At 39.2% G+C, this 18,141-nt stretch carries 14 protein-coding genes; 3 read left to right on the forward strand and 11 right to left on the reverse strand.

Features of this window, described 5'->3' with window-relative positions:
* The first annotated feature begins 43 nt into the window (after positions 1-43).
* Entirely contained in the window at positions 44-754 is a 711-nt protein-coding gene (tsaA, locus tag AAEU29_RS03040; RefSeq protein WP_421972002.1) for a tRNA (N6-threonylcarbamoyladenosine(37)-N6)-methyltransferase TrmO, read from the forward strand.
* A 92-nt stretch (positions 755-846) separates the two neighbouring features.
* Complete coding sequence (locus AAEU29_RS03045) at positions 847-2,571, forward strand: proline--tRNA ligase (RefSeq protein WP_421972003.1); 1,725 nt, start codon at positions 847-849, stop codon at positions 2,569-2,571.
* A 115-nt stretch (positions 2,572-2,686) separates the two neighbouring features.
* Here AAEU29_RS03045 and AAEU29_RS03050 read toward each other — a convergent pair whose 3' ends face one another.
* The 11 genes from AAEU29_RS03050 to lrp all read right to left on the reverse strand — a co-directional run bounded on the left by AAEU29_RS03050 (position 2,687) and on the right by lrp (position 16,822).
* Positions 2,687-3,961 (reverse strand): sensor histidine kinase, encoded by a 1,275-nt coding sequence (locus AAEU29_RS03050; RefSeq protein ID WP_421972004.1) that lies wholly within the window; start codon positions 3,959-3,961, stop codon positions 2,687-2,689.
* Positions 3,951-5,318, reverse strand: coding sequence for a sigma-54-dependent transcriptional regulator (locus AAEU29_RS03055; protein WP_421972005.1), 1,368 nt, complete (start codon positions 5,316-5,318; stop codon positions 3,951-3,953). Before AAEU29_RS03055 ends, AAEU29_RS03050 begins: the two co-directional genes overlap by 11 nt.
* Positions 5,319-5,324: 6 nt before the next feature.
* Positions 5,325-7,715 carry an ABC transporter permease gene (locus tag AAEU29_RS03060; RefSeq protein WP_421972006.1) on the reverse strand — a complete coding sequence of 797 codons (2,391 nt, stop codon included), beginning with the start codon at positions 7,713-7,715 and terminating at the stop codon, positions 5,325-5,327.
* A gap of 1 nt (position 7,716) precedes the next feature.
* Positions 7,717-8,439, reverse strand: coding sequence for an ABC transporter ATP-binding protein (locus AAEU29_RS03065; protein WP_421972007.1), 723 nt, complete (start codon positions 8,437-8,439; stop codon positions 7,717-7,719).
* Between the two features lie 13 nt (positions 8,440-8,452).
* Positions 8,453-9,703 carry an efflux RND transporter periplasmic adaptor subunit gene (locus tag AAEU29_RS03070; protein WP_421972008.1) on the reverse strand — a complete coding sequence of 417 codons (1,251 nt, stop codon included), beginning with the start codon at positions 9,701-9,703 and terminating at the stop codon, positions 8,453-8,455.
* 244 nt (positions 9,704-9,947) lie between these two features.
* Complete coding sequence (serS, locus tag AAEU29_RS03075; RefSeq protein ID WP_421972009.1) at positions 9,948-11,240, reverse strand: serine--tRNA ligase; 1,293 nt, start codon at positions 11,238-11,240, stop codon at positions 9,948-9,950.
* Positions 11,241-11,246: 6 nt separating this feature from the next.
* On the reverse strand, positions 11,247-11,633 hold the full coding sequence (gene crcB, locus AAEU29_RS03080; protein ID WP_372769558.1) for a fluoride efflux transporter CrcB: 387 nt from the start codon (positions 11,631-11,633) through the stop codon (positions 11,247-11,249).
* Positions 11,620-12,963 (reverse strand): replication-associated recombination protein A, encoded by a 1,344-nt coding sequence (locus AAEU29_RS03085; protein ID WP_421972010.1) that lies wholly within the window; start codon positions 12,961-12,963, stop codon positions 11,620-11,622. Before AAEU29_RS03085 ends, crcB begins: the two co-directional genes overlap by 14 nt.
* Entirely contained in the window at positions 12,956-13,639 is a 684-nt protein-coding gene (gene lolA, locus AAEU29_RS03090; protein WP_421972011.1) for an outer membrane lipoprotein periplasmic chaperone LolA, read from the reverse strand. The genes AAEU29_RS03085 and lolA overlap by 8 nt, the downstream gene beginning before the upstream one ends.
* 1 nt (position 13,640) lies before the next feature.
* The gene (locus AAEU29_RS03095) at positions 13,641-16,259 is read right to left on the reverse strand and encodes a DNA translocase FtsK (protein ID WP_421972012.1); all 2,619 of its coding nucleotides are present in this window, start codon (positions 16,257-16,259) and stop codon (positions 13,641-13,643) included.
* A 95-nt stretch (positions 16,260-16,354) separates the two neighbouring features.
* Positions 16,355-16,822: a leucine-responsive transcriptional regulator Lrp gene (gene lrp, locus AAEU29_RS03100; RefSeq protein WP_372769566.1), complete on the reverse strand. Its 468-nt coding sequence runs from the start codon at positions 16,820-16,822 to the stop codon at positions 16,355-16,357.
* Between the two features lie 147 nt (positions 16,823-16,969).
* Here lrp and ald point away from each other — a divergent pair, with 147 nt between their 5' ends.
* Positions 16,970-18,088 carry an alanine dehydrogenase gene (gene ald / locus AAEU29_RS03105; protein ID WP_421972013.1) on the forward strand — a complete coding sequence of 373 codons (1,119 nt, stop codon included), beginning with the start codon at positions 16,970-16,972 and terminating at the stop codon, positions 18,086-18,088.
* Positions 18,089-18,141: the final 53 nt, after the last annotated feature.

Genomic DNA, 18,141 nt, shown 5'->3' on the forward strand with positions numbered 1-18,141 from the left:
CTGGCAAAATAGGCACTTTTAAGTGCCCTATTAAGTTTGTTTTATGAGCGACTATCAATTAAGCCCCATCGCCTTTATCGAATCTCCCTATAAACAAAAGTTTGCTATCCCTCGTCAGCCTCGCCTTATTCCAGAAGCAAAAGCAAAATGTAAATTTGTCGGTGAATTTAACCGTGAAGAATTTGTCCGCGGCATTGAAGACTTTAGCCATGTTTGGCTGATATTCCGCTTTCATGAAACAGCTGATAAAGGCTGGTCACCGCTAGTACGCCCACCTCGCTTGGGCGGTAATGATAAAAAAGGGGTATTTGCCACGCGCGCCACCTTTAGGCCAAATGGTATTGGTATGAGCGCAGTAAAACTTGAAGCTGTTCATTATGAAAATGGCCAACTTTGGCTTGAGCTTTCAGGCATTGACTTACTTGATGGTACGCCAATCTTAGATATTAAGCCTTATTTGCCTTATTCCGATAGTTTGCCAAACGCGACTGCAGGTTTCGCTGATACACGACCTGAAACCCCGCTTTTAGTTGAGTTTAGCGATGAAGCTACTGCGTTTTGCTTGAATAATTCGGCACTTTACCCGGAGTTACAAAGCTTTATCGAGAAAGTATTAAAGCAAGACCCACGCCCAGCCTACAAAAAAACAAAAGCGGGAATTCAAGAATATGGCATGAGCCTGTTTGATCTGAATATCAAATGGCAAGTGCTAGAAACCCAAGTAAGCGTATTAGAAATTATTAAAAATACATAAAAGCCTCTATTGTTAGGCTTTTGAAATTGCCAAGACACTGATAAACTTGGCGCCTTAACTTATAAAAACAGATTTAACATTTCGGAAAGCAAATGCGTACCAGTCAATATATTTTAGCGACGTTAAAAGAAACGCCATCTGATGCTGAAATTATCAGCCATCAGCTTATGTTACGCGCGGGTATGATCCGCAAACTAGCATCAGGATTATACACTTGGTTACCAAGTGGTTTAAAAGTACTACGTAAAGTAGAAAACATTGTTCGTGAAGAAATGAACAAGGCTGGTGCAATTGAAATGTTAATGCCCATTATCCAGCCTGCTGATCTTTGGCAAGAGTCTGGTCGTTGGGAGCAATTTGGCCCTGAGTTATTACGTATTAATGACCGCCATAATCGCCCTTTTGCGTTAGGTCCAACGCACGAAGAAGTCATTACTGAATTTGTTCGTAAAGAAATTAGCAGCTATAAGCAATTGCCAATTAACTTGTACCAAATTCAAACTAAGGTTCGCGATGAAGTGCGTCCTCGTTTTGGTGTAATGCGCGCACGCGAATTTACCATGAAAGATGCGTATTCTTTCCACTTAAGTGAAGAGTGTCTAAACGAGACTTATAAGAAAATGCACCAAGCATACTGTAATGTATTTGAGCGTTTAGGTTTAGATTACCGCCCAGTAATTGCTGATACCGGTTCAATTGGGGGTTCTGTTTCGCATGAATTCCACGTACTTGCTGAATCAGGTGAAGATGCTATTGCATTTAGTTCTGAGTCAGATTACGCAGCAAACATTGAAAAAGCGGAAGCGGTTGCACCAAGTATTGAACGCCCTGCACCATCTAAAGAGCTAAACCGTTTTGATACGCCAAACGCAAAAACAATTGAAGAATTAAAACAGCAACACGGTGTTAAACCACATCGCGGTGTTAAAACATTAATTGCTTATGGTGCACCTAATGAAAACGAAGAACGTGGCTTAGTAGCCTTAGTTGTTCGTGGCGATCATGAACTCAATGAACTTAAAGCTGAAAAGCTTGCACTTGTTGACTCACCGCTTGAATTTGCAACGGAAGAAGACATTGTTAAAGCAACTGGTGCAAAACCTGGTTCGCTTGGTCCTGTTGGCCTAAATATGCCAATTATTGTCGATCGCTCAGCGGCTGTAATGGCTGATTTTGTTGCTGGTGCGAACGAAGATGGTGTTCACTACAGCGGCATTAACTTTGACCGCGACGTAACTGACTATGTTGTTGAAGATATTCGTAATGTTGTTGAAGGCGACGCAAGCCCATGTGGTAAAGGTGTTCTAAACATCAAACGTGGTATTGAAGTTGGTCATATTTTCCAATTAGGTACTAAGTACTCTGAAGCAATGAAAGCAGGTGTACTTGCTGAAAGCGGTAAAAACCAAATTATGACCATGGGTTGTTATGGTATTGGTGTATCACGTATCGTTGCAGCTGCGATCGAGCAAAACCACGACCAATACGGCATCAAATGGCCAACTGCCCTAGCTCCGTTTGAGCTTGCAATTGTGCCAATGAACATGCACAAATCGCACCGTATTCCTGAAATTGCAGAAAAGCTTTACGCAGATCTGCAAGCGGCTGGCATTGATGTACTATTTGATGACCGTAAAGAGCGCCCAGGTGTAATGTTTAACGATATGGAGCTTGTTGGTGTACCACATACGCTTGTTATCGGTGAACGTAATCTAGACAATAATCAGGTTGAGTACAAAAACCGCATTACTGGCGAGAAAGAACTGATTGATTTAGATAAAGCTGTTGAAGTTTTACTAAATCATGTAAAAGGTTAATTGCCATTTAAATGAAAAAGCCGTCATATGACGGCTTTTTTGTTTTTTTTAATTATGTCTGATCTACTTTAAATCTTACTAATGGGTTAAAAATAGCCTTCAATCCTTTACACCACTAAACCGATTTTTCAGTTATCCGTTCTAATGAAAATGTCACTAATGCCCCACCACTCGCTTGGTTTTTAAGCTCTAACTGCCCTTTATGGTTTTCGACAATAATGCGCGACAACATTAAACCAATACCATTGCCACTTTGTTTGGTTGTATAAAAAGCAGTAGTAGCATCTGCTAAATTTGAAAACCCAGGACCGTTATCTGACACACAAAAGATAAGCTTTTCATGCTTTGCATATATTGTTAATTCGATATCAGGCGATGGTAATTGAGCCTCAAGTGCATTATTAATCAGATGACACAACACTTGTTTTATTTGGCTAACATCAAAATAACCATAAAGGTTTTCTTCACATGAAATCATAATTAATGGGTAAATTTCGGCAATTTCATTACATAAATTACCACAGCTTTCGACTGATTTATTTGCTGACGGTAATTTAGCAAGCGACACATAATTATCCATAAACGATTTTAAATAGTTAGCTCGTTCATTAATAAGCGTTAATCCTGTAGCAAAACTATCAACATCAATTTCATTCGAGAGCCTTTTATTTAGGCTTCTTGCAACAGTACCTATAGGGGCAAGTGTGTTATTTATTTCGTGGCTCAAGATACGTACGAATTTTTGTAATGCATCTTTTTCTTGTTGATACAAAATAGAATCGAGCTGCTTTAACACTAACAAAGTAAAAGGTTCAGCGCCCATATAACAAATCGAATGTTCAATCAAAAATGTATGCTGTGTAGTATTTATAGTGAGATTAACACGGCCATTTTGGCTCTTATCTAACAAACCTTGATACCACTGCCAGCGACTATTTAGTGCCTCATCGTTAAAGGTATTTTTTGCGTAATCATTTTCATAAATACACTGCGACTGATTAAACACCATCAGAGCAAAATCGACTTTTTCAATAATTTGTTTTAATAAGTCTTGTTGCTCTGCAAGTAATCTTTGGTCGTTTTGCATTGTTGTAGCAAGTGCATTTAGATGAGAGACAGTTGTACTAAGAGCACTATCTTGTACTTCATTGGCTCTAATTGAATAATCACCTTGTCGTAATGAAATTAATAAAGTATCAATAAGGTTAATGGTGTTTTGCTTAGCAACTCTATCGCGGTATGTTTCAATTAAATACCAAAGAACAACAATTAAATCGATAAGTAGAATAAGTGATGCTGGATAATTATGCGTAATTAAAAGTCCATTCACTAAAGCCAACAAAAGTAGGCTCGTTAACCATCGTCCTGAGAGTAAAGTCTTAAATTGCATCGTATTTTGTCATTTTTCGATACCAAGCACTGCGAGACATACCTAGGCTTTTAGCTGATTTTGATGCATTGCCATTAAAGTGTTCGAGTCGCGACAATAGCGCTTGTTCAATCACTTCATCAATGCTCAGCGTCATATCAATTGTGTGTTTTACATTTGATTTATGATTACTTGTTGTAGAACTTAACATTAAATCTTGAGCAGTTATTTGCTGCCCATTCGATATAAATATAACGCGCTCAATAATATGTTTCAGCTCCCTAACATTACCAGGAAAACTATAGTTAAGTAGTGCCTGTTCAGCGCACTGTGTTAGTGACAAAGCAGGTTTGTCGTATTGATTACAAAATGATGTTAAAAACTGGTTTGCTAGCGGTAAAATATCGTCTTTACAAGTTCTTAACGGCGGGATTTCAATTTCGACGGTATTTAAACGGTAATATAAATCTTGACGAAAATCGCCATCCGCAATTGCATTTGCTAAGTTGGCATTAGTAGCAGAGATAATACGCGCTGTATTCTCTAAGACCTTGCTACTTCCAAGGGCTGTGTATTTTCGCTCTTCAAGTACATGCAATAACTTTGCTTGAGACTTCTTTGATAAATTTGCAATTTCATCTAAAAATAAGGTGCCATTTTCTGCTAATGTGAATGCACCTAAACGGTCTTGGCTTGCGTCAGTAAACGCCCCTTTTTTATGGCCAAACATTTCTGAATTAAACAATTCATCAGTAAAAGCCCCCATATTAAGTGCAATAAAACTGGCATTAGAGCGATTAGAATGCTGATGAATATACTGCGCGTAATAGCTTTTACCGGTGCCGTTTTCTCCCGTTAGCAGAATATTCATATCACTCTTTGCTAAGTTTTCGAGTTGACTCAAAACTTGCTGCTTTTGAGGGCTATAAGCTAATAATGACGCTTGGCTTCTCTCTGCTCGTTGTTTTTCTTGGGTTAATCGCGCTAAATTTTGCTTATCGCGACGGGTGTTTAGCTGGTGTTTAATTGCATGGGCTAAGCGTTCATCTTGCCACGGTTTTTCGATAAAATCGGCAGCGCCCGTGGTTAACGCTTTTACAGCCAAATCAAGTGTTGCCCAGCCTGTCATCACAATCACAGGCAACAGCGGGTCTAATTCTTTCAGCGCGTCAATTGCTGTTAACCCTTCAGCGCCACTGGTGGTATTTTGGCTAAAATTCATATCGAGCAACACTAAATCGACATTGTTTTTGGCAACATAATCAAGCGCTGTATCAGGTGACAGCACTCCGTGACAAAGATACCCTTCGTCTTCTAAAAAAAACTTAAGACTCGCTTGAATATCAAGCGAGTCGTCGACAACTAAAATTGTTTTCAAGTAAATCTAATCCATTTTCAAACTTGCTACAGGTTGTTGTTTTACAACGCGCTTAACAGGTACATACAGGGCTAAACAAACAGAAGTCATTATTGCCAACACAGTAAAAAACCCTGCTTGTAACATAATCGTTAGTGGCACATTGCCACGAAATAGCTCTGCTGCAAGGTAACATAAAATAGTAAATAGCAGCAAAGAGATGATTATTCCGTACATGATGTGCTTTATATTTTTTCTAATAAATAACAGTAAAATTTGTTTGTCTTTCGCACCAATTGCTCTTCGAATACCAATTTCATAACGCGATTTATTGATATTACTAATGCCCATTGCATAAATACCTATCAATGACAATGATAAAGCAAAGCCACCGACAATAAGAAACACTGCTATCATCGCTTGAATAGAGTTAATCATAGATAAATGGTTATAATAATGATCAAATATATATGTCAGATTTACTGGCTGAGATAATTGCATCTTTATTCGATAAAGCTCTTCTAATGCCTCATCTGAACTTGCATTGGTTAATAGACGAAGATTTATACCGTTACTATCAGGCAATATTTGTCTTAAACTAAAATAAAGTTCGTGTCTGGAATCACCTACAACACCACTTATCTCGTCATGCGCAATACCAACTATTTCAACACTCGACCATTTACCATCTTTAAGCTTTAATTGCTGTCCTAGCACATTTGTTGATGAAAATAGTGCTATAGCAAGAGATTCACTGATAATAGCTACCGGTTTAGCTTCAGTATTATCGTTTTCATTAAAGTTTCTACCTAATTTAAGCTTACGGCTAAATAAATGAGATTCTGCACTGATATCAACAAACTTTTCATTAAAGATTTCACCACTTGGATACAGTACTTCAGCACTTATTCGTTGCTCATATAGTGCAGCTTCATTAATCACTTTTGATGAATTAAGCTTTGTTGCTAATGTATTTATTAGAGTTAGCTTTTCGCTGTTTGATATTTCACGCTCTTCTTTCATCTCTAAAGATATTGAATAAACGCCTTTTACCATGTCTTCATCAATATTATTGGCAATCGAATACATCACATAGCCAACAGTGCTTGCAATCATTAACAGAAAGCTCACTAACGAAACTTGAATACATAAAAGTCGACGAGACATTAAGATAGCTTCTTTACCTGTGGCGCCTCGTGTGCTATCGCGAAGTACATTACTGATATTAAAATTGGCAGACTTATAGGCTGGTAATAACACTGAAAAACTAAAAATAATCAGTAACAATAACAAAGAAACCATCACCGTAGGCGTATTCAATTGCCAATACCACCAATAAGGCATTTTTTTAAACATCATATTCATATGAAAATTTAAAATAGTTAAAGCAATTGATGTGCACAACAAAGTGAAAACCCAACTTAAACCGCAATATATCAACCCTTCAGTAATGTGTTGTTGAATTACACGTTTCTTAGAGGCGCCGAGCGCTGCACGAATTGCTGATTCTTTTTGTTTTTCCATTATTTTGGCAAATAACAAATTGCCGATATTTACCCCTGCTATGAATAAAACAAGCACAATACCAAAGACGAAAAGTGAAAATACAAATACAGCTTCGCCATCGGTATTAAGCTCTACAATTGTTAGTGACTCTACAAGCACATTATTGCCAGACTGTTTCGTGCTCTCACTAATTGAGTCTTTAATGTTGTTAAAGAAAAATTGAGATAACTGCCTTTCAAATGCTTTCTCAAAATTAGTCGTTGGCAGTTTATACAGAATATCAATGCCATTATTCGGCTTTATCACGTTCTTCTTGGCAGGTAACCACACCTTAGAGAAAATAGGGAAATGATTTCGCTTTGCCATAACACCAACAATTGTATAAGCATGATCATTAACTTGAAGTTGTTCTCCTAAAATATCGTCTCTGCCTTGATATAGCTCTTGCCATACAATATGCGAAATAACTGCCACATTCGGTGCATTATTCTCAAAGTCGCTGTTAGTAAAAGAACGACCAATTACAGGTGATTGTCCTAAAAAGCTAAAAAATGCTGGGTCGACATAAGCACCACGGTAATGGTTGGAGCGTTTAATTGTAGATAGCCAAAATTGTGTTCGTTTTATGATGATCCATTCATTTAAATTTTTTACAGCTTCAAGCTCTCTGAAACCCTCTAACATTTCATAAGTAAATTCACGTTGCTCTGACAGTCTATTAGTGACTTTTAAAATACGAATATCATCATTGTTATTAAACTCTGAATGAGAAAACGCGATGGTGTGAACAAAATTAAAACCAACCAACGAAATCGTTAAACTGCCCACCATAATAAAAATGATTAACAGTGAAAAACGTAATGATTTAATCATGTTTCTTATGGCGTAACGAAAATCGAGTAAAAATCCCATATTACACCTCTAAAACACTTATTTGTGCTGATTCAAAACTTTGTTTTTTATCTCGAACAATAGCACCGTCCAACATGTTCAAAGTGCGACTGGCGAAATGCGTTGACTCTACATCGTGAGTTACCATGCAAATTGTTTTTCCTGAAAGGTGTAAATCCTTTAGTAACTGCAGTACTTGTTGAGCATTTTTTGAATCTAAGTTACCAGTTGGTTCATCCGCTAAGATTAAATCAGGCTCGTTAATGAGCGCTCGAGCTACCGCAACACGTTGCTGCTGACCGCCTGATAACTGTGAAGGAAAGTGATTAATGCGGTTTTCAAGGTCAACTAACATTAACGCCTTTCGTGCTTTTTCAATCATCTCTTGCTCAGAAAAACCACCAATATAGGTCAGTGGCAACATTACATTTTCGAGTACATTTAAGTCACTTATCAGGTTAAATGCCTGAAAGATAAAACCAATATGATTAGCGCGAATATGCGCGCGTTGATCAGAACTTAAATTAACCGCTTGTTTACCACTAATAGTGTAATCCCCAGCTGTTGGCTCATCAATCAGCCCTAACACTGAAAGTAACGTGGATTTCCCGCAACCAGAAGGCCCTGTGATCGCCACAAACTCCCCTTGGTTAACCACTAGATTAATGCCATTAAGTGCTTGCGTTGCAATTTCATCAGTTTTAAATAATTTTTCGATGTTTTTTAATGTGATAACTGGTTTCATTTTCTATGTCCTTCTAACGTACAAGCACTTGTGTGTCGTTGGTGTATTTTTCCATATCTGAAATAATAATTTCTTGGTCGATTGTTAGCCCTGCCACAACCTCTATGTAATTCACGGAGCGTTTGCCAAATGTGACCGCTTGTTTGGTTGCAAGATGTTTTTCCAACACAAATACATTGTTTGTGCTTTCGGCAATGGCGTTACGCGGTAGCGCAACAAATAGTGTTTGTGATTTAAAACTAGTGTTAATAATGCCTTCAATATTGAGTTTATCGCGCGCTTCTGACGGAATTGCATCAATTAATGAAAGCTCAACTTCGACGTGACCGTTGTTCACTTTGGGCGATACGCGAGTGACTTGTGCATCTAACCGAGAAGTATAGGTATCGATTGTAGCCAGCTGGCCTACTTTAACGATGGGTGCATCGAGTTCTGCTACATTTATTTTGGCAATCAGTTTGGTTTGATCTGCAACTTCGGCAACTGAGCCAGTACTTGCCAGTTGTGTGCCTAACTCAACAAACACATCTTGGATTTGCCCAGTAATTGGTGATACCACATCTAACTGTGAAATATGTTGGCTAAGCAAACTAATTTCAGACTTTAAGCTCTGTTGCTCTGCTTGTTGCGCATTTTGTTTTGCAGCGAGTATTTCTTTTTGCGTCGCCACTTTCGCTTTTTGTAACGCAAGTTGCTTTAAACTGCGCTTTACGGTGAATTCGCTGCGCTGATGTTCAAGTTTAGAAATGGTGCTATTGCCTTGTGCGATTAAGGTTGCTTGCGCTTGCCACTCCATTGTGTTGGCTTTGTGCGCAAGGTCGGCATCATGGTAGGCGGTTTCAGCTTCTTGAAGATATGCTTTTTGCTGTGCCAACTCCGCTTTGTGTTGCGCAACCATTTTAAGTAAAAGGCTATTTTTTTGAATGAGTGTCTCTTTGATTTGCGGGTTGTCTAAACGCGCTATGATGTCGCCTCGTTCCACATATTCACCGGGCTTTACCAACACTTCAACAACTTTGCCGCCTGCATTTGTCGTTATCAAATGACGTTTTTCAAGTGCTAAACTGCCTAGCCCTTTTACGTCTATCGCAAAATCGCCCTGTTTAACTTTTGCGACCAAGATTTCGTCTCGTTTAACTAAGTTTGACGCACCTTGGGTATAATGACGAATAAAAATCACAGCGCTTAGTAACAGACACGCAAAAACTGCGTAGGTCAATGGCCTTTTAAGCTTGTGTGATTTGTTCTCTATTTTTATGTCCATAAAGTATAATCCAATAATAGCATTACATGGCTAAATACAATTATCAGACCAAGATTATTTTACCTATTTTTCAATAACTTACTATTTCCACATTAAAATAAATCCAGATAACTGTGCCACTTTTGATACAGTATCTGTTTTTAATGTGTATCGATAGCGAAACACTATTTATCGCAGGAATAGACAGGCTATTCAACAGGCATAAAAAAACCGGCATATCGCCGGTTTTTAATATTATTAACTATTATGCAGTAATAACTTCTAAGCCGCCCATGTATGGACGAAGTACTTCTGGAACCACTACCGAGCCGTCTGCTTGTTGGTAGTTCTCTAAAATAGCTACGAGTGTACGACCAACTGCTAAACCTGAACCATTTAGTGTGTGCAGTAACTCAGGCTTTTTCTCACCTTGACGACGGAAACGTGCTTGCATACGACGTGCTTGGAAATCTTGCATGTTTGAACAGCTTGAAATTTCACGGTACGTATCTTGTGCTGGTAACCATACTTCTAAGTCGTATGTTTTGCTTGCACCAAAGCCCATATCGCCTGTACATAGTATTACTTTACGGTAAGGCAATTCAAGTGCTTGAAGAATACCTTCAGCGTGGTTAGTTAGTTCTTCTAGCGCTTGCATTGAATCTTCAGGCTTAACTAGTTGTACTAATTCAACTTTATCAAACTGGTGCTGACGGATTAGACCACGTGTGTCACGGCCATAGCTACCTGCTTCACTGCGGAAACACGGTGTATGCGCAGTCATTTTTAATGGTAATTCAGCTTCATCAAAAATAACATCACGACCAAGGTTAGTTAACGGTACTTCAGCTGTAGGAATTAGGCTAAAGCCATCGTTATGTTCGCTGATTGCTTCTGTGTGAAAAAGATCTTCAGCAAATTTTGGTAATTGGCCTGTACCATATAAGCTGTCTTTATTTACTAAATACGGTACATACATTTCAGTATAACCGTTTGAATCTGTGTGCGTATCAAGCATAAATTGCACAAGCGCACGGTGCATACGTGCTACTTTGCCACGCATTACAGTAAAGCGTGCGCCTGAGAGCTTTACACCTGCTTCAAAATCTAACCCTTTTGCTAGGCCTTCGCCTAAATCAACGTGATCTTTTACTTCAAAGTCATATTGTTTTGGCTCGCCCCATTTAACAACTTCAACGTTATCGTTTTCATCGTTGCCAAATGGTACCTCTTGGTCTGGTAAGTTTGGAATGCTTGCAGCAATAGCATTTAACTCAGCAAGAATTTCGTCTTGTTCTTTTTTAGCAGCGTCTAATTCATCACCTAATGAACCAACTGCAGCTAATAACGGCTCAATGTCTTCGCCTTTCGCTTTTGCTTGACCAATTGCTTTGGAACGTGTGTTACGCTCATTTTGTAATTCTTGTGTTTTAACTTGTAGTGCCTTACGCTTTTCTTCAAGCGCTTGAATTTCAGCTACATTTAATTCAAAACCACGGCCTTTTAGGCGCTCTGCGGCTTCTTCGATATCTTGACGTAAAAATCGTGGGTCTAACATTCTTTTTTAACCTTTTTGCATTGCTAACTGCATACCTAAATAGGCAACAAAAACACAACCAATTACATTTAAAAATACATTGAGCGTTGCTTTCAACCATTGTCCTTGTTGTAACAACAAAAGCGTGTCCAACGAGAAAGTTGAAAATGTTGTTAATGCCCCTAAAAAGCCAATGCCAATAAGCGATTTGGCAGGATTAACAACAATTAATTCTTTTTCTAATAGGCCGTATAACACGCCTAACATTAATGAACCGAGAATATTAACTGTCAGGGTTGCAAAAGGGAATCCCTTTCCTAAAAGTTTTATCATTGATTCGCTAATAAAGTACCGCAAACAGGCGCCTGTTGCACCGCCCATTGCAACATAAATATAAAGTTTAATCCCTGTCATAACGTTTCCTTGAAGACAGCGAGTCTTGCTCTAGTAAAAAATCGAGTTTAGCTTTAATTTTTTGCTCTAAACCGCGCTCTGTTGGCGAGTAATATTTTCTATCGGCTATTTCTTCGGGTAAATATTTTTCACCTGCCGCATAGGCACCTGGTTCGTCATGGGCGTAACGATATTCTGCACCATAGCCCAAATCCTTCATAAGATTGGTTGGCGCATTACGAAGATGATGTGGTACTTCAAAACTCGGTTCATTAGCAATGTCTTGCTTGGCTTGTTTAAACGCTGTGTACACTGCGTTACTTTTTGGCGCACAGGCAAGGTAAATAGCTGCTTGCGCGAGCGCGCGCTCGCCTTCTGAAGGACCAACACGATGATAAATATCCCATGCATTTAGGGCTACTTGCATTGCTCGCGGATCGGCATTACCAATATCTTCGGTGGCAATGGCTAATAATCTTCTACCAACGTACAGCGGGTCACCACCACCGGCCAAAATACGGCACAGCCAATAAAGCGCGCCATCAGGGCTAGAGCCTCGAACTGACTTATGAAACGCTGAGATTAAGTCGTAGTATAAATCGCCGCCCTTATCATATTTTGCAATATGTGCTGGCAATACTTGAGAGAGTACCTCTTCGGTTACGCTGTATTTATCATTTTGTTGATCGGCCATATCAATGGCTTGCTCAAGTAAGTTAAGCGTGCGCCTAGCATCACCATCCCCTGCAAGTGCCAACTTTTCAATCGCTGCATCATCGATTTCGATATTTTTTTGCTGTAACTGCTCATCGTTTTTAAGTGCACTGTGAATTGCTTGAATTAAGTCCTGTTGTTCAAGTGCTTTTAGTTGATATACACGTGCGCGAGATAAAATTGCATTATTTAGCGAAAACGAAGGATTCTCAGTTGTGGCACCAATAAAAATAAAAGTACCATCTTCAATGTGTGGTAAGAATGCATCTTGCTGCGATTTATTAAAACGATGTACTTCATCTATAAACAACAGTGTACGTTGACCTTGCATTGCTAAATGATCTTTTGCATTTGCAACACTTTCACGAATTTCTTTTACGCCAGAAGTGACAGCAGAAAGACGAATTACATGTGCATTTGCATGATGGGCAATCACCTCTGCAAGAGTTGTTTTACCAACCCCAGGTGGCCCCCATAAAATAAGGCTGTGACAACGACCTGCTAAAATTGCGTTATAAAGTGGCGAGCCTTCATGTAGTAAATGCTTTTGGCCAATATACTGCGCTAAGGTATTTGGCCGCATGCGCGCTGCAAGAGGCCGTATATCCGGTGCAAATGAAAAACTTAAATTACTCACCTTGGCTTTGGTCGTCCACTAGTACGTCAGCTGGAATAGTAAATTTAAAAAATGCGTCGTCAATTGGCTGGTTTAGTTGTTGTTTAGAGAAAACATAAACAGACGTCTGCCCAGTATTATCGAACACTTTCATTGACGTAAGTAAGTCATCTGAAAACGTCAATTCTAGGCGTTCAACTTGGCTTTGCCTATCGGTGTTTGGCGTTATCACAAACACATTTTCTGAGTTATTAACAGAGTAGTTATGCCATAAATTGTCATCGTTAGATGTTAGCAAGGCAAAGGGGGTGTTATCTATCAATTGCTTGCTATTTAAAATAGTGACTTGCTCTGCAAATTCATCATAATAAAAAGTTTTAGTACCATCCGACACCAGCAATGTTTCATCCGGTGAAGTTTGTTTCCAATAGAGTTTTTCAGGGCGATTTAATTTTAAAAAACCTGCACCTTGCATAATCTCAGCACCAGTATTATCAAATACTTTTTGGCTGAAATCCGCTTGTAGATTTTCAAGTAGTGTTAAACGGGTTTTTAATTGAGTTTGTGCTTTAGTAAGTTTAAACGCCGTTTTATTAGAGGCTTGTTGAGCGTCATTTAAGCTTTCTGTTGCCGCACTTAGATTTAGCGTACAACACGCAAAACCTAAAGCGACAACATAAGGTAATTTTTTAATCATACTATCCTGCATTATTCGGAACTATTACTTCGCGTGTACCGTTATGACCAGGCGCAGATACAATGCCTGACATTTCCATTTGTTCTACCAAGCGTGCTGCTCGGTTGTAACCGACACGTAACTTACGTTGTACACTTGAAACAGAAGCACGACGGCTTTCGATTACAAACGCTACGGCTTCATCATATAGTGGATCAGCTTCTTCATCGCTTTCTGCTGTCTCACCTGGCAGTAAGACATCTTCAACTGCTTCTCCGTTCAGTATTTCGTCCACATAATTTGGTTTGCCACGTGCTTTCCAATCATTTACCACCGCATGCACTTCATGATCGTCAACAAAGGCGCCGTGTACACGAATTGGTACGCTAGTGCCTGGCGGTAAGTAAAGCATGTCACCCATACCTAATAAATGCTCTGCACCTTGTTGATCCAAAATTGTACGCGAATCAATTTTACTTGATACTTGGAACGCCATACGCGTTGGAATATTCGCTTTAATCAAACCCGTAATTACATCTACTGACGGACGCTGAGTTGCAAGTACTAAATGAATACCCGCAGCACGCGCTTTTTGTGCAATACGTGCAATCAATTCTTCTACTTTTTTACCAACAATCATCATCATGTCAGCAAATTCATCAATTACTACCACGATAGCTGGAAGTTTACCTAACTCAGGGGCTTCTGTTTCCATGCCATCGGTATCTTTCCAAAGCGGATCGCGAATTGGATCGCCCGCTTCAATCGCATCGAGTACTTTTTGGTTATAACCCTTTAAGTTTCTTACGCCTAATGCTGACATTAACTTATAGCGACGTTCCATTTCACCAACACACCAACGAAGTGCATTGGCTGCTTCTTTCATATCAGTCACAACTTCACATAGTAAGTGTGGAATGCCTTCATACACTGATAGTTCAAGCATTTTAGGGTCAATCATGATCATGCGAACATCATCAGGGGTTGACTTAAATAGCAATGATAAAATCATCACATTTACACCAACAGATTTACCAGAACCTGTGGTACCTGCAACCAATAAATGAGGCATTTTTGCAAGGTCGGCAACAACCGGTACGCCCGCGATATCTTTACCGAGCACCATGGCTAAGTCTGAAGGGTTATCAGAGAACTTCTTCGCCCCAATAACTTCTGATAAACGCACTACTTCTCGGTGTTGGTTTGGCAGCTCAATACCTACATACGTTTTACCAGGAATAACTTCAACAACACGAACACTGATAGCTGAAAGAGAACGTGCTAAGTCTTTTGCTAAGCCGCTAATTTTTGCAACTTTAATACCTGGTGCTAAATCTAACTCAAAACGCGTAACAACAGGCCCTGGGTACACGCCCACTACTTGTGCTTGAACACCGAAATCTAATAGTTTCGCTTCAACCAAACGCGACACTGCTTCAAGCTCTTCCTTTGTGATAGGATTTTCTTTTTTGTCAGGTCTGTCTAATAGATCTAATGTCGGCATTGGATGTGCCGGCGGCGCTACTTCTAATAATTCTTCAAATTGTTCTTTTGCCGACTTTGGTTTTACGTACGTCGATTTACGCGTTTCTTGTGGCACTTCTGATATTGGGGCAGATGTATTTTGTGGTGAAGTTAAGATTTGCGGCTCAGCATTCGCTTGTGGTTCGAGCGTACTTAAATAATCCTCTGAAACAGGAGTGTTTGATGTTAGTTCTTTATCGTCGTCAAATGGAATATCATCAAGTGCTGAAAAGCTAAGGTCATCACTTATCATTTCATCAAACTCAGCCAATGCTGGATGGGTTTGGTTAGTCTCACTTTGTGTATCAATTGGCTCATCAGCAACAAAATCTGAATCTACAGGCATTTCGCCAAAAGTAGGTTCAATCTCACGAGTTGGTTCAAGTGAGTTACCTGGCTCTGTTAATTCTTGCTCAAGCGAATTGTTTATTTCCGGTAATTCATCTACATGATAACTCACTTGTTTAGGTGTTTGTTGAGCTGATTCATTAGAAAGCGCTTTGTTTGTTGGCACTGATGCTTCTTTATTTTTAATTCTTTGTAGCAACGATTTAAACGAGACAAAGCCGTTCATTGCAAAACGACCTATTTGGTCAACAAATTGAACCCAAGAAACACCGGTTAATAAGGTTAAGCTTGAAAAGAAGAAACACAGTAAAATGATACTGGTACCAGTAAAATTAAAGGTAGGCAGCATTGCATTTGCAAAGACATCGCCAATTACCCCGCCTGATGAAAACTCATAGAAGTCGTCAAAATTAATACTACTAATAGCAGTGGACGAAATTACAAATAAAACTAAACCAACAACACGAAGCGAAAGGGTTAAATAATCGAGCTTAAATACTTGATGTGTTTTTTTGAAAAGTAGGTAACCAATGCCTTGAATAATGACAGGCACTAACAGTGCTAACCAACCAAAGCTAAAATAAAGTAAATCTGCAGTCCAAGCACCAGCCGTGCCTGTTAGATTTTTTACTTTTATATAATCACCAGTCTGTGACCAAGAAGGGTCAACAGGGTCAAACGTTAATAAAGCAACTAAAACAAACGCTGCAAGTGCAGTTGTTAAAATAAGGCCTGCTTCTAATAATCTTTGAACACCGTTCAGGCGCATTACAACTCCCCTTTTTATTATTCTTTACTTCCTGCTATTTGCACTGTGGTTGGTAAATGAAGACACAAAAATAAAATAGCTTAGTTATTCTATTACTATGGGGCTACTTTTAGAAGCGAAACATCGTCACTTTTAACCTCTTCCATCACTACATAGGTACGACTTTCTGAAACCGCAGGTAAACGTAGTAGAATATCCCCTAATAAGTCACGATAAGCAGTCATATCTGCTACACGAGTTTTAAGTAAAAAATCAAAATTACCCGATACTAGATGACATTCCAAGATTTCATCGTGTGTTTTTACCGCTTTGCTAAAATCTTCAAATACGTCAGGAGATGTTTTGGTAAGCGTAATTTCAACGTAAACCAACAGAGCTGCACCAATTTTTTTGGGATCAATTATCGCTTTATAGCCTTTGATGTAACCTTCCCTTTCAAGCTTTTTAACACGCTCTAAACAGGGAGTTGCACTTAAACCGATACGTCTTGCCAACTCGACATTTGAAATTCTGCCATCTTTTTGTAATTCGACTATTATCTTTTTATCAATACGATCTAACACTAGCTTAACCAAATTAGTTTTTTATACTTTTAATTTGAATTGTACAGTTAGTTACTCCACCATTTCAATAAAATAAAGTTACATCAACTAATTTAACCTAGATATAATAGTGTTATCTAATACCCCAGTTCAAAGTAAGGTGAATTTATGATTATCGGTGTACCTAAAGAAATTAAAAACCACGAATATCGTGTAGGTATGGTTCCGGCAAGTGTTCGTGAGTTAGTTAACCACGGTCACAGTGTATTTGTTGAAGCAAACGCAGGTATTGGTATTGGCTTCACAAATGAAGACTATGAAGCAGCAGGTGCAGAAATCCTGAATACTGCTGAAGAAGTTTTCGCGAAAGCAGAAATGATTGTTAAGGTGAAAGAGCCACAAGCAGTTGAACGTGCAATGTTACGTGAAGACCAAATTCTATTCACTTACTTACACTTAGCACCAGATCTTCCGCAAACTGAAGATCTAATTAAGTCTAAAGCAATTTGTATTGCTTACGAAACAGTAACAGACGCACGCGGTGGTTTACCACTTCTTGCACCTATGTCAGAAGTTGCTGGCCGTATGTCAATTCAAGCAGGTGCACAAGCGCTTGAGAAATCAAACGCAGGTCGCGGTATGCTTCTAGGTGGCGTTCCAGGTGTTGAGCCTGCGAAAGTTGTTGTTATTGGTGCTGGTATGGTTGGTAACAACGCAGCTCAAATGGCTGTAGGCATGGGCGCAGACGTTGTTGTTCTTGACCGTAACGTTGATGTTTTACGTCGTGTTGATGCACAATTTGGTAACCGTGTTAAAGCTGTTTATTCAACTGCAGATGCACTTGAAAAGCACGTTTTACAAGCAGACCTTGTAATTGGTGGTGTTCTAATTCCTGGTGCAGCGGCACCAAAACTAGTTACAGCCGATCACATCAAACGTATGAAGCCTGGTTCTGCAATTGTTGACGTTGCAATCGACCAAGGTGGTTGTATTGAAACATCTAAAGCAACAACGCACGCTGAACCAACTTTCATCGTTGATGACGTTGTTCACTACTGTGTTGCTAACATGCCAGGTGCGGTTCCACGTACTTCTACATTTGCACTTAACAATGCAACATTACCATACATCATCAAGCTAGCTAACAAAGGCTACAAAGCTGCATTACTTGAAGATTCACACTTCATGAATGGCTTAAATGTATTCAAAGGCAAAGTAACGTGTAAAGAAGTTGCTGAAGGCTTTGGTATGGAATACGTATCACCTGTAGACGCTTTAAACAGCTAATTAAACTACAGTAATGAAAAAAAGCAGCGAAAGCTGCTTTTTTTATTTTTAAA

It is taken from the genome of Pseudoalteromonas aquimarina (assembly GCF_049257255.1).
GTDB lineage: Bacteria > Pseudomonadota > Gammaproteobacteria > Enterobacterales > Alteromonadaceae > Pseudoalteromonas.

Bases quoted from the DNA above. Each gene is read 5' to 3' on its own strand.
- tsaA (WP_421972002.1), top strand. From the start codon at position 44: ATGAGCGACTATCAATTAAGCCCCATCGCCTTTATCGAATCTCCCTAT.
- AAEU29_RS03045 (WP_421972003.1), top strand. From the start codon at position 847: ATGCGTACCAGTCAATATATTTTAGCGACGTTAAAAGAAACGCCATCT.
- AAEU29_RS03050 (WP_421972004.1), bottom strand. From the start codon at position 3,961: ATGCAATTTAAGACTTTACTCTCAGGACGATGGTTAACGAGCCTACTT.
- AAEU29_RS03060 (WP_421972006.1), bottom strand. From the start codon at position 7,715: ATGGGATTTTTACTCGATTTTCGTTACGCCATAAGAAACATGATTAAA.
- AAEU29_RS03065 (WP_421972007.1), bottom strand. From the start codon at position 8,439: ATGAAACCAGTTATCACATTAAAAAACATCGAAAAATTATTTAAAACT.
- AAEU29_RS03070 (WP_421972008.1), bottom strand. From the start codon at position 9,703: ATGGACATAAAAATAGAGAACAAATCACACAAGCTTAAAAGGCCATTG.
- serS (WP_421972009.1), bottom strand. From the start codon at position 11,240: ATGTTAGACCCACGATTTTTACGTCAAGATATCGAAGAAGCCGCAGAG.
- crcB (WP_372769558.1), bottom strand. From the start codon at position 11,633: ATGACAGGGATTAAACTTTATATTTATGTTGCAATGGGCGGTGCAACA.
- lolA (WP_421972011.1), bottom strand. From the start codon at position 13,639: ATGATTAAAAAATTACCTTATGTTGTCGCTTTAGGTTTTGCGTGTTGT.
- AAEU29_RS03095 (WP_421972012.1), bottom strand. From the start codon at position 16,259: ATGCGCCTGAACGGTGTTCAAAGATTATTAGAAGCAGGCCTTATTTTA.
- ald (WP_421972013.1), top strand. From the start codon at position 16,970: ATGATTATCGGTGTACCTAAAGAAATTAAAAACCACGAATATCGTGTA.